We start from the raw sequence: 12,561 nt of genomic DNA, 5'->3' as shown, positions 1-12,561 counted from the left end.
GAAGGCTCCTTGGTAAAGGGTCAGGCGGCGAGGGGATACAGGCCGAACAGCAGGCTGCCGATCATCAGCAGCATCGAGATGGCGATGGCCCACTTCAGGGTGAACTTCTGGTGGTCGGCGAATTCGACCTTGGCCAGGCCCACCAGCAGGTAAGTGGACGGCACCAGCGGGCTGAGCAGGTGCACCGGCTGGCCGGCCAGCGAGGCACGCGCCATCTCCACCGGGGTGATGCCGTAGTTGCCGGCGGCCTCGGACAGGATCGGCAGCACGCCGAAGTAGAACGCGTCGTTGGACATGAAGAAGGTGAACGGCATCGACGCCACGGCGGTGATCACCGCCAGGTACGGGCCCCACGACTCCGGAATCACCGCCAGGAAGCTGTGTGACATCGCCTCGACCATGCCGGTGTTGTTGAGGATGCCGGTGAAGATGCCCGCGGCGAAGATCAGCGACACCACCGACAGCACGTTGCCGGCGTGGTTGACCACGCGGCGGCGCTGCTCGGCCAGGTTCGGGTAGTTGATCACCAGGGCGATGGCGAAGCCGACCATGAACAGCACCGGCATCGGCAGCACGCCGATGATCAGCGCGGTCATCAGCGCCACGGTCAGGGCCAGGTTGACCCACAGCAGCTTCGGGCGCTTGATGTCCTCGGCGTCTTCCACGGTCGGCAGCGGGTTGCTGTCGTCGGACACGCTGTTGTCCACCCAGCTGCCGCCCTTGGGCAGGGTCACCACGCCAAGGCGACGGCGTTCCTTCAGGCCCAGGTACCAGGCCAGCAGCAGCACGCCGGCACAGGCGATCACCATCGACGGGATCAGCGGCACGAACACATCGGCCGGGTCCACGTGCAGCGCGGTGGCCGCGCGTGCGGTCGGGCCGCCCCACGGGGTCAGGTTCATCACGCCGCCGGCCAGGATGGTCACGCAGGTCATGTTCAGCGCGTTCATGCCGAGGCGCTGGTACAGCGGCAGCATCGCCGAGACGGTGATCATGTAGGTGGTCGAACCGTCGCCATCGAGCGAGATCAGCATCGCCAGCACCGCGGTGCCGAGCACGATCTTCATCGGATCGCCCTTGACGAAGCGCAGGATCACCCGTACCAGCGGATCGAACAGGCCGGCGTCGATCATCACCCCGAAGTAGAGGATGGCGAACATCAGCATCACGCCGGTCGGCGCGATCTTCTTGATGCCCTCCAGCATCATCTCGTCGATGCCGGCACCGAAGCCGCCGATCAGCGCGAACAGGATGGGGATGGTGATCAGGGCCACCAGCGGCGACAACCGCTTGCTCATGATCAAGTACATGAACGTAATGACCATGCCAAAGCCGAGGATGCTCAGCATCATCTGCGGACTCCTTGCGAAAACAGGATGTGGGGGAGTGGAAGGGGGCCGGGTGGTTTGCCCGGCACAGCTGGCTTAGAAGTCGTACTGCAGGCGGCCGGTGACCGCGCGCGTGCGGTCCACCGTGACCCCGGCCAGGCGGTCGCGATTGCGGCTTTCGATCACGTTGAGCATGAAGCGCAGGTTGTCGCGCAGGTACCAGTTGCCACCCAGCGTCCACGCTTCAGTGCTGCCACGGCGCAGGTCCGGCGCGCCATCGAGGTGCTGCGCGCCCCACATCTGGTCGTAACGCAGCGCCACTTCGAAGGCCCCAGCCTTGTGGCGGATGTCCTTGACCCGTGCGAAGCGGCCGGTCTTGCGGTCGTAGGCACGGCTTTCGCCGGTGACGAACCAGCTGAGCATGCCGTAGGCCGCCATCACGTCGCCGCGCTGGGCGCCATCATCGAAGGTGGCGCCACTGAACTCGCCCTGCCACGACAACGGGCCGCGCACCTGCGCGTATTCCAGCGACCACTTGTTGACGTCGGTATCGCGGCCGGCGGAGAAGTCGACCAGGGTCAGGCGGCTGTTGTCGGACAGGTGGCCGGCCGGGCGCGGGCGGATACGCAGGCCGGGCACGCCGTTGGCCCCCGGGTTGTCGTAGGCCTCGCGGGCCAGCGACAGGCCCAGGTGCAGCACGTCACCGTCGCTGGGCGAGGGCGCCCAGGTGACGCGACCACCCGCCGCGCGGCCCTTCACCTGCCAGGCGTCGATGCTCTCCAGGCTGTAGATGCTGGCCGCCCAGGTGAAGTCACCCGGGTTGGCCTGCCAGGACGCACCCAGGCGGTACAGCGGCGCCAGCGTGGTGCCGGCGTTGCCGCGCTCCAGGAAGCTGCCGTAGTTGGAGCTGGTACGGTCATCCAGCGAGAAGTACTGCTTGAACTGGCCCACGGTCAGCTTGCCGGCCTTGCCGAAGCTGCGTGCCAGATAGACATCCTTGGCCTCGACGCGGTCGCCGGAGAAATCGGCTTCCAGCTTGTAGTCGACCACGAAGAACTTGCCCGACACGTCCAGCCAGGCGCGGCGGACCTCGGTGTCGTCCTTGTTCGGGGTGCCGCGGTTGTCGTTGTCGAAGGTGGCGAAGTCCAGGTGCAGGCGGCCACCGAGGATGGCGGTGACCGGGCGGTCGTCTTCGGCAGCGAAGGCCGGCGCCGACAGGGCAGCCAGCGCCATCATGGCGGCAGGACGCCGCCAGGCAAACGTGAATTCCACAAACCCTCCCAGGTGCGCGCCAGGCGCGCGGCAATCGTGGGCACCGGACGGTGCGCGGCCGCAGTCTGGGTCGGGCAAGCTGTCATCGTCCTGTCAGCGGTTTGTGCGGTGCAGCGAAAAGCGTGTCGTCGATCTCGCCGTGCCGTGCCCGGCAAGCGCGGCGGCGGCATGCGGTAGCATTCGGTTCCCCTCCCACCCGTGTGCCCATGCGCCTGCTGCTGGTCGAAGACAACCCGGATCTGGCCGATGCGATCATCCGCCGGATGCGCCGTAGCGGGCACGCTGTGGACTGGCAGGCTGATGGCCTGGCCGCCGCCAGCGTGCTGCGCTACCAGAGCTTCGACCTGGTGGTGCTGGACATCGGCCTGCCCAAGCTCGATGGCCTGCGCGTGCTGGCCGGCATGCGCGAGCGCGGTGACAGCACGCCGGTGCTGATGCTGACCGCGCGCGATGGCATCGAGGATCGCGTGCAGGCGCTGGATGTCGGTGCCGACGATTACCTGGGCAAGCCATTCGATTTTCGCGAGTTCGAAGCGCGCTGCCGTGTGCTGCTGCGGCGTGCGCGTGGCCAGGCCAGCGAAGTGGTGCAGATCGGCGGCTTCCAGTTCGACAACGCTGCGCACCGGGTCAGCCTCGACGGCGAACCGATCGAACTGCCCAACCGCGAGTACCGCCTGCTGGAGATCCTGGTCGGGCGCCTCGGCCAAGTGGTCGGCAAGGATGAGATCGGCAACGGCCTGTTCGGTTTCGATGACGAAGCGGGCCCGAATGCCATCGAGTTGTATGTTGGCCGCCTGAGAAAGAAGCTGGCGGGCGCACCGCTGCGCATCACCACGGTGCGCGGTGTCGGCTATCTGCTGGAGGCCAGCGATACCCATGCCGACGCCGATGGCTGACGCGCGCGCTGCGACTGCGGCGCCGGGTTCGCTGCGGCGAACGCTGCTGCTCTATCTCGGCGTGCTGCTGGCGGTGTTCGCAGTGGCCCTGCTGTTCGCCGCGCGCGATTACGGCCAGCGCGCCGCCAATCGATCCTACGATCACCTGCTGGTGTCCTCGGCGCTGTCCATTGCCGATTCGGTGGCCCTGGTCGATGGGCAGTGGCAGGTCGATCTGCCGTATGCGGCGTTGGACCTGCTGGCGATGGCGCCCGAGGACCGCGTGTTCTATCGCGTGGCCGACAGCCGCGGCACCCTGATCACCGGCTACGGCGACCTGCCGGCACCGCCGCGCCGGCCCGGTACCCAGCCGCAGCTGTTCGATGCCACCTACAGCGGCGAGACCGTGCGCTTCGTGGTGGTCGGTCGCAGCTTCGCCGCTGCCTCGGCGCAGGGCGAGGTGCAGGTCCAGGTCGGCCAGACCCGGCGTGCGCGTGAAGCGGTCGCGCAGGACATGGTCAATCGCGCATTGCTCGCGATCGGCGTGCTGTCCGGGCTGCTGCTGGCACTGGTGGCGTTCGGCGTGCATCGCGCATTCCGGCCGCTGGTGCGGGTGGAGCGCGAGCTGTCGCGACGGGAGCCGTCCGACCTGAAGCCGCTGGATGCCCGCGTTCCGCGCGAGATGGACCAGATGGTGGCGGCGCTGAACCGCTTCATGGAACGCCTGTCCAGCAGCAACGAGACACTGCGCGCGTTCATGGCCGAGGCTGCGCACCAGATGCGCACGCCACTGGCTGCGTTGCGCGCACAGGCACAGCTGGCGCTGGATGATGACGATCCGGAGGACATGCGGCGCAGCCTGCAGGCGATCGAGCGCAACGCCACCCATATGAGCCGGCTGCTGAACCAGCTGCTCAGCGATGCCAGCGTGATCCATCGTTCGCATCTGCAGCGCTTTGCAGCGGTGGACCTGGCCGAGACCGTGCACCAGGCCTTGCATGAAGCGCTGCCGCAGGCCGGTCCGGCGCCGCGCGTGCAGTTGGCGATGACCGCCGAACCGGCACTGGTGCACGGCGATGCGCTGCTGCTGCGCGAGGCGATCAAGAACCTGGTCGACAACGCACTGAAGTACGGCGGTGACGGCGACTTGCAGATTGCCCTTACCGTGGAAGGCGAGCAGGCCGTGCTGACCATCGCCGACCACGGCGCAGGCATCGCCCCGGCCGATGCCGAGCGCGTATTCGAGCGTTTCGCCCGTGGCGAAGGCGCGCCATCCGGCGGTGCGGGGCTGGGCCTGGCCATCGTCAAGCGCGTGGTCGACAGCCATGGCGGCCGCATTGACCTCAGCAACCGCCCGCAGGGCGGGCTGGTCGCCACCATCCGCCTGCCCCGGAGCAGTCCATGATCCGCTTGTTCGCGACGGCCGTTGCCCTGCTGCTGGCCCTGCCGGTGTTGGCCGCGCCCGGCGATGTGCGCCGTTTTCCCGCACAGGGAGCGGCCACCGCTCAGCTGCGCATCCACGGCACCACCGACATCGAAGTGTTCGCGGTGGTCATCGCCGACTACCAGCGCCTTCACCCCGGCACCGAAGTGGTGTACGAGGACATCATCACCCAGGACCTGTACGCGCGTTACCTGCACGACCGTGGCGGGCCGGCATCACCGGACCTGCTGATCTCCAGCGGCATGGACCTGCAGACCAAGCTGGTCAACGATGGCCATGCGCTGCCGCACCGCTCGGCGCAGACTGCGGCGCTGCCGGCGTGGGCGCAATGGCGCAACGAGGCATTCGGCATCAGCTACGAGCCGGTGGTGATGGTCTGCAACACCCGCGCACTGCCGGCAGCGAAGGTGCCGCACACGCGCCGCCAGCTGCTCGACCGGCTGCGTGCTGAAGGTGCACCGCTGCGCGGCAAGGTCGGCACCTATGACATCGAGCGCAGCAGTGTCGGCTACCTGCTGGCCACCCAGGACGCGCAGCGCGGCAGCATTGCCGGTGCGCTGCTGGGCGCGCTCGGCGACAACGACGTGGTGCGCGAGGAGCGTACTGGCGTGCTGCTGGACCAGGTGGCCAGTGGCCAGCTGTCGCTGGTCTACAACGTGCTCGGCTCCTACGCGCAGGCACGTGTCGATGCCGGCGCGCCACTGGCCATCATCGAGCCCGAGGACTACACGCTGGTGGTGCTGCGCACCGCAGTCATCCCGCGCACCGGCCCACACCCGGAAGAAGCGCGGCGCTTCCTCGATTACCTGCTGTCGCCGCGTGGCCAGCAGGTGCTGTCGCGCGAAGCGCGGCTGATGCCGATCGTGACCGGCAACGCACGCGGTGACGATGCGCCCGGCCGCAGCCGCCGTCCGATCCAGCTCGGCCCGGGCCTGCTGGTGTACCTGGACGCGCTCAAGCGTCGCCAGTTCCTCGATGCCTGGCGCAGCAGCGTCGAGCCGGCCGGGCGCTGAGGCGGCGACCTGCCCGTACAATGGCGGTATGAGCGAATACACCATCCTGATCGCCGATGACCACCCGCTGCTGCGTTCGGCGGTGGTGCAGTCCTTGCGGCAGAGCCTGCCATTGGCACAGGTGCGCGAGGTTGCGAGCGCCGAGGCATTGGCCGAGACGCTCGACGCGCAGCCGGACGTGGACCTGGTGCTGCTCGACCTGACCATGCCTGGCGCGCACGGCTTTTCCGCGCTGCTGCACGTGCGTGGCTCGCATCCGGACATTCCGGTGGTGATCCTCTCGTCCAACGACCACCCGCGGGTGATCCGCCGTGCCCAGCAGTTCGGCGCGGCCGGTTTCATCCCGAAGTCGGCCCCGGCCGAGACCATCGGCGAGGCCGTGCAGGCGGTGCTCGACGGCGGCCTGTGGTTCCCGGCAATGGCCGCCGAGCGCTCGGAGGCCGATGCGCTGCTGGCCAGCCGCCTGGCCCAGCTGACCCCGCAGCAGTTCCGCGTGCTGCTCTGCCTGGCCGATGGCCTGCTCAACAAGCAGATCGCCTACACGCTGGGGCTGGCTGAGAACACGGTGAAGGTGCATGTCACCGCCATCCTGAAAAAACTCGAGTGCCATAGCCGCACCCAGGCCGCGGTGCTGGTGAAGGCGCTGGAGCCTGAAGGCGACGCCGGCATCGGGCTGTAGTTTCCAGCCAACGGCACAGCCCCTCGTGGGTGGACACGTAGAGCAGTTCATGGGAGAGGCTGGGCAGGTTCCGTGCGCGTCCACCCACGGAAGAGAAAAGAGGATCAAAAGCAAAGGCAGCCTGGCAGGCCGCTTTTTGTAGAGCCGAGCCCACGCTCGGCTGCTTTGCGGCCGGTCCGCGAAGCCGAGCATGGGCTCGGCTCTACACGAGCAAGCGTAGCGCAGGACCCGCTTTTGATCTTCTTTTCTCTTCCGTGGGTGGACGCGCACGGAATGTGTCCGCGGCCGGGCAGATGGCTGCGCCGTTGGCTGGAAACTACCCGCGATGCCGGATCAACAACTGACTCATCAGCGCCCGCAGCGCCGGCGGCTTTACCGGCTTGGCCATCATTCCCCAGCCGCGCTCGGCGGCCATCTCACGCAATCCCGCATCGCGCTCTGCAGTGACCAGCACCACCGGTGGGCGTGCCTGCCACAACTCCGCCAGCGTCTCGTACAGCACCGGCCCGTGGTGATCGCCCATGCGCACATCCAGCAGCACCAGCTCCGGAACCGTCTCGGCACTGGCCAACTGCAGCGCCGCCTGTGGCCCATCGGCCAGCGCCACCTCGCAGCCCCAGCGCTCCAGCAGCGCACGGCTGGCCGCACACACGTGCGGATCGTCGTCGATCACCCACACCCGACGCCCACGCAGCGGGTTGTCCGCGCCCGGTTCCTGCGCCAGTACCGGCGCAGGCGCGGTGGCCGGAATCGCGCTGGCTTCGCCGAACGGTACGCCTACCGCGAACACGCTGCCCCGGCCCAGCTGCGAGCGCAGCCGGATCGGATGGCCGAGGAGGCGGCCGATGCGGTCGACAATGGCCAGGCCAAGGCCGGCGCCGCGCTGCTGGCCGTCGTGCAGGCGACGGAACTCCTCGAAGATCTCGCCCTGCAACGCGTCGGGAATACCCGGGCCCTGGTCGTGCACTTCGATCCACAGCAGTCCTTCACGGCGGCGGCAGCCAAGCAGCACGCGACCGCGTTCGCTGTAGCGCAGCGCGTTGGACAGGAAGTTCTGCAGGATGCGGCGCAGCAGCGCTTCATCGCTGACCACCACGGCATGGCTATCGACCCAGTCCACCACCAGCCCGCGTGACTGCGCGGCGATGCCGAACTCGCGCGCCAGTGTCTGCAGCAGGGGGCCCAGCCGGAACGCCTGTACGCGGGTGGGCAGGCTGCCTGATTCCAGCCGCGCGATATCCAGCAGGCTGTTGAGGATCGCGTCCTGCGCCGCCAGCGCGGCATCGATATGATCGGCAGTCTGCTGCTGCGCCGGGTCGCCCAGCTTGCCGCGCAGCACTGAGACGAACATGCGCGCAGCGTTGAGCGGCTGCAGCAGGTCGTGCACTGCCGAGGCGACGAAGCGGGTCTTGTAGCGGTTGGCCTGCTCGGCCTCGCGTCGCGCCTCGTCCAGGTCACGGGTGCGCTCGGCGATGCGGTGTTCCAGCGCATCGGCCAGCGAGCGCAGTTCGCGCGCCGCATTCTTGTAGCTGGTGATGTCGGCGTAGCTGGTGACGAAGCCGCCATCAGGCAGGGGATTGCCGCGGATCTCCAGCACCGTGCCGTCGTCCTTTTCGCTCTCGCGCATGTGCGGGCGACCACTGCGCAGGTGGTTCAGGCGGCGCTCGATGGCCTCGTCCACCGGGCCGGGACCGAGCAGGCCACGACGGGCATTGAAACGGAACAGTTCCTCGATCGGCCGGCCGACGCGCACCAGGTCTGCCGGGAACCGGAACAGTTCCAGATAGCGCGAATTCCACGCGACCAGGCGCAGGTCGCGGTCGATCACCACCACACCCTGCGGCAGGTGTTCGAGGCTGCGGCTGAGACCACTGTCGGCGTCGGTGGCGGCCTGCAGCAGGCCATCCTGTGCGGTGCGCAGCTCCTGTGCGTGCTGCTTGAGCAGGGTTTCCAGTTCGCGGCGGCTGCGCAGGCGATGCTTGGCCAGGCGCCTGCGTTGCTGCACGAACAGCACCAGGAAGCCCAAGGCCAGCCACGCGGCACCGCCGGTCAGGGCGGCCGCGCGACCTGCTGCAGTAGCGGCGCCGGCGTCGTGCAGCAGGTGCAGGTTCCAGCCCTCGGCGGGCAGCGCCAGGCTTTGCCACAGCATCGGCTGCGGCAGCGCAGGATCCAGCAGCCGCACCATGCGGCCGCCATCGGACAGCACGTCTTCGGTACGTGCACGCAAGGGCTGCAGGGCACGGTCGGCGTACTGACGTGCATCGAGCATTTCGCGGCGCTCACCGGCACGCAGCGGACGCAGCAGCCGGTAGCGCCAGCTGTCCCGGTTGGACAGGAATACGACGTCATGGTCGTCGCTGGCCAGCACCACGTCCGGGCTGCTCAACCATTCCTGTTCCAGCGCGGACAGCTCGACCTTGATCACCACCACGCCGAGCCGCTTGCCGTCAGCCTCGATGGCCTGCGAAAGGTAATAGCCGGGCACGCCGGTGGTCATGCCGATGCCGTAGAAGCGGCCACGGCCCTGCGCCAGCGCCTGGCGGTAGTAGGGGCGGTAGCTGTAGTTCTCGCCGACGTTGCTGGTCGGTTGGTCCCAGTTGCTGGCCGCCACCGCCACACCATCGTGGCCGACCAGGGTCAGGGTCGAGGCCCGGGTGACTTCATTGGCACGTTGCAGCTTGAGGTTCAGTCGCTGACGTTCGCCGGGCGAGGGCGGCACACGCAGTGCGTGCAGCAGATCCGGATCCAGCGCCATGACCTGCGGCAAGGTGCCGAAGCGGTCGATGCGCTGTTGCAGGCCCTGGCCATACAGCTGCAGCTGGCGTTGCACCTGGCTGCTTTCGTCGCCGAGCGCGCGCCGCCAGGCGTAATGGCCAGCGGCGACCGCGCACAGCACGGTGCCACCGACCATCACCAGGATGGTCAGCAACAGCATCCGGTGGCGGCTGAGCCAATACATGGCGGCAGTCTACGCAGGGCCGGCGGGCGCGGCGTGCACGCCCGCCGGGGTCTGACGTGGAAGGGGTCAGAAGTGCATCTGCGCGCGCAGTTCGAAGATCTCCGGCGTGCTGTGCACGCCACGACGGCTGGCGTCGACCTTCACGTAGTTGGCCTGGAACTTGAAGTGGCTGGTCAGGTACCAGTTCGCACCCAACGTCAGGTCGTGCTGGCGGCCACCCAGGATGTCACCATCGTCGAGGTCCAGGCGGCTGTAACGCGCCACCAGTTCGACCGCACCGTAGTTGTGCGCCGGCTTGATGTTGGCCACCGCGCCGGCGTTGTACGGCCGCGATTCGCCGGTCAGCACCCAGCTGGCCATCGCGTACTGGCCGCTGCCGGTGAAGTCGGGCTTGCCGTCATGGCGGGTGACCGTGGCGCGCAGCGCTTCGGCCTGCAGCGAGAACGGGCCGCGGATCCAGATGCCTTCCAGGCCGGTGCGGCGGATCTGGTCGGCGGTGACCAGCGCGCCGGAATCGACGTAGCGGATGTCGGTCAGGCCGGCTTCCGGGCGCGCGCGCAGGCGGGCGCTGGCCTCGTGGTGCACGTCGCGGCCGTCGCTGTAGCCGCGTGGGTTCTCCTGCGAGTAGGCCAGGCCCAGGTGGATAACGTCACCCGGTGCCTTCACCGGCGTCCACACCGCCCGCACCGCCTGGGTGGTTCCGGGGTTGTCGCCCTGCAGGTCCTTGCCGCCATAGGCGCCTGCCTGCAGCAGGTACTGCGGGCGCTCCAGCACCCATTCCACACCGGTACGGCGTCCTTCGTAGAAGGCCTGCACCGGCAGCGAGGTTTCCAGGAAGCTGCCGGCACGCGAAGAGGTGTTCGCATCCAGGCCGACCGGGGTCTTCATGTAGCCGAAGCGGAAGCGGCCGACGTCACGGCCGAAGAAGGCCTTGCTCTCGAAGCGCACGAACACGTCCAGCCAGGTATCGGCCTGGAAGTCGTAGTAGACCATCGCGTCGTACACGCCCTTCTTCTTCAGCGTCGCACCGAATTCCTTGCGCCGCACGGCGTCGTCGTCCTCGAGGCCGCTGGCCGAGGAGAAGTCGTTGTAGTCGTAGGCGATGTTGGCGGTGGCCGCCAGCTCGGTGCCATCGCCGAAGGTGTACCTGGTCGGCCAGTTGTCGAAATCGGCGGCCGAGGCGAAGGCGGGAAGGGCGGCCAGCGACAGGGCCAGCAAGGTGGGATTCGGGCGCATGTTGGGTGCGGCTCTCTCAGATTGCGTGTGGACAGGACATCAACGGCCGCAGGGGCCGAAACTTTCGCAGGGACATGCCCAGCCGTTCAGCCCGGGCCACCGGCCTTCCCGTTTCCGGGCGGTGCGGCGCCAGTGTAGGCACCTGTGCCACCTGAACCGGGGGGCTAGTACCAATAGGTTATCTGCGCCGGCGTGCCTGGCGCGTACAAAGGCGTCCATTGGTCGCACCCCCTGTGCGTGCAGTACAGGGCCTGCGATCAGTTTCCACGGTAACGGCTCCCGTGCAGTCCCGGCGCCGTACGTGCCTGAAAACGCCCCTTCCGGAGTCCGCCATGCACATCCCGACCGCAGCACCGGTGCCTGCAAAGCCGTTGCCGATCTATCGCCAGCTGTACTTCCAGGTGATCGTGGCGATCGTCCTGGGTGCCATCCTCGGCCACTACGAACCGCTGGTCGGCGAGAAGATGAAGCCGCTCGGCGATGCCTTCATCAACCTGGTGAAGATGATCATCGCGCCGGTGATCTTCCTCACCATCGTCACCGGCATTGCCAGCATGACCCACCTGCGCACGGTGGGCCGGGTGTTCGCCAAGGCGATGGCGTACTTCCTGTTCTTCTCCACGCTGGCGCTGATTGTCGGCATGATCGTGGCGCACGTGGTGCAGCCCGGCGCGGGCATGAACATCAACCCGGCCGAGCTGGACCAGACCGCAGTGCACAGCTACGTCGAGAAGTCGCATGACCTGACCCTGGTCGGCTTCCTGATGGACATCATCCCGAAGACGCTGCTCAGCGCTTTTGTCGATGGCAACATCCTGCAGGTGCTGTTCGTGGCCGTGCTGTTCGGCATCGCGCTGGCGATGGTGGGCGAGAAGGGCAAGCCGGTGCTGAACTTCCTGGAGGCGCTGGTCGCCCCGGTGTTCAAGCTGGTGCACATCCTGATGAAGGCCGCCCCGATCGGTGCCTTCGGTGCGATCGCCTTCACCATCGGCAAGTACGGCGTCGGCTCGCTGATCAACCTGGCCTGGCTGGTGGGCTCGTTCTACCTCACCGCGTTCCTGTTCGTGGCGGTGATCCTCGGTGTGGTCTGCCGCCTGTGCGGGTTCTCGGTGTTCAAGCTGGCGCGCTACCTGAAGGCCGAACTGCTGCTGGTGCTCGGCACCTCCTCGTCGGAGTCGGCGCTGCCGTCGCTGATGGAGAAGATGGAACGCGCCGGCTGCAGCAAGTCGGTGGTGGGCCTGGTGGTCCCGACCGGCTACTCGTTCAACCTGGACGGCACCAACATCTACATGACCCTGGCGGCACTGTTCATCGCCCAGGCCACCAACACCGAACTGACCCTGGGCCACCAGATCGCCCTGCTGCTGGTCGCCATGCTCAGCTCCAAGGGCGCGGCCGGTGTCACCGGCGCCGGTTTCATCACCCTGGCCGCCACCCTGGCCGTGGTGCCGGAGGTACCGGTGGCTGGCATGGCGCTGATCCTGGGCGTGGACCGGTTCATGAGCGAATGCCGCTCGCTGACCAATTTCATCGGCAATGCGGTGGCCACCGTGGTGGTCTCGCGCTGGGAAGGCGCGCTGGACCGCAACCGCCTGCAGCTGGCGCTGGATGGCCGCGAGAGCGAACTGCCGCCGCCGGTCGATGCGCTGCCCGAGGCGCTGCCGGCCAAGGGCTGATCCAGGTGTGTGGTACCGCGGGGCCGATCACGTCAGTGGTACGGCCCCGCGGCGTTTCAGGGCGTCCCATGGCTGTCAT

General features: G+C 67.8%; 9 protein-coding genes. 5 read left to right on the top strand and 4 right to left on the bottom strand.

Annotation, left to right across the window (positions count from 1 at the left end; all coding sequences use genetic code 11):
* Nucleotides 1-20: 20 nt before the first annotated feature.
* Together ACUDTM_RS09315 and ACUDTM_RS09310 are read right to left on the bottom strand one after the other, a co-directional pair.
* Nucleotides 21-1,349 carry a CitMHS family transporter gene (locus tag ACUDTM_RS09315; protein WP_088497414.1) on the bottom strand — a complete coding sequence of 443 codons (1,329 nt, stop codon included), beginning with the start codon at nucleotides 1,347-1,349 and terminating at the stop codon, nucleotides 21-23.
* Nucleotides 1,350-1,424: 75 nt separating this feature from the next.
* Complete coding sequence (locus ACUDTM_RS09310) at nucleotides 1,425-2,564, bottom strand: OprO/OprP family phosphate-selective porin (protein WP_188241077.1); 1,140 nt, start codon at nucleotides 2,562-2,564, stop codon at nucleotides 1,425-1,427.
* 242 nt (nucleotides 2,565-2,806) lie between these two features.
* Between ACUDTM_RS09310 and ACUDTM_RS09305 the strand changes: the two genes are divergently transcribed.
* From ACUDTM_RS09305 to ACUDTM_RS09290, 4 genes are read left to right on the top strand one after another with little or no spacing between them, the layout of a single operon-like run.
* Nucleotides 2,807-3,496 (top strand): response regulator transcription factor, encoded by a 690-nt coding sequence (locus ACUDTM_RS09305; RefSeq protein ID WP_005419188.1) that lies wholly within the window; start codon nucleotides 2,807-2,809, stop codon nucleotides 3,494-3,496.
* Entirely contained in the window at nucleotides 3,489-4,880 is a 1,392-nt protein-coding gene (locus ACUDTM_RS09300; RefSeq protein ID WP_072167687.1) for a sensor histidine kinase, read from the top strand. The genes ACUDTM_RS09305 and ACUDTM_RS09300 overlap by 8 nt, the downstream gene beginning before the upstream one ends.
* Entirely contained in the window at nucleotides 4,877-5,932 is a 1,056-nt protein-coding gene (locus ACUDTM_RS09295) for an ABC transporter substrate-binding protein (protein WP_445391281.1), read from the top strand. Before ACUDTM_RS09300 ends, ACUDTM_RS09295 begins: the two co-directional genes overlap by 4 nt.
* 28 nt (nucleotides 5,933-5,960) lie before the next feature.
* Nucleotides 5,961-6,611: a response regulator gene (locus ACUDTM_RS09290; protein ID WP_065185360.1), complete on the top strand. Its 651-nt coding sequence runs from the start codon at nucleotides 5,961-5,963 to the stop codon at nucleotides 6,609-6,611.
* Between the two features lie 316 nt (nucleotides 6,612-6,927).
* Here ACUDTM_RS09290 and ACUDTM_RS09285 read toward each other — a convergent pair whose 3' ends face one another.
* Both ACUDTM_RS09285 and ACUDTM_RS09280 read right to left on the bottom strand, forming a co-directional pair.
* Nucleotides 6,928-9,570, bottom strand: a complete 2,643-nt coding sequence (locus ACUDTM_RS09285) for a hybrid sensor histidine kinase/response regulator (RefSeq protein ID WP_334271265.1) — start codon at nucleotides 9,568-9,570, stop codon at nucleotides 6,928-6,930.
* A gap of 66 nt (nucleotides 9,571-9,636) precedes the next feature.
* Nucleotides 9,637-10,806, bottom strand: coding sequence for an OprO/OprP family phosphate-selective porin (locus ACUDTM_RS09280; protein WP_227837572.1), 1,170 nt, complete (start codon nucleotides 10,804-10,806; stop codon nucleotides 9,637-9,639).
* A gap of 332 nt (nucleotides 10,807-11,138) precedes the next feature.
* On the opposite strand from ACUDTM_RS09280, the gene ACUDTM_RS09275 reads away from it, so the two are divergent.
* Nucleotides 11,139-12,482 (top strand): dicarboxylate/amino acid:cation symporter, encoded by a 1,344-nt coding sequence (locus tag ACUDTM_RS09275; RefSeq protein WP_072167602.1) that lies wholly within the window; start codon nucleotides 11,139-11,141, stop codon nucleotides 12,480-12,482.
* Nucleotides 12,483-12,561: the final 79 nt, after the last annotated feature.

It is taken from the genome of Stenotrophomonas maltophilia group sp. vghtpe118, assembly GCF_052605195.1.
Note: the sequence above shows the minus strand (reverse complement) of the source record. Positions and strands in the feature narration are given on the sequence as shown.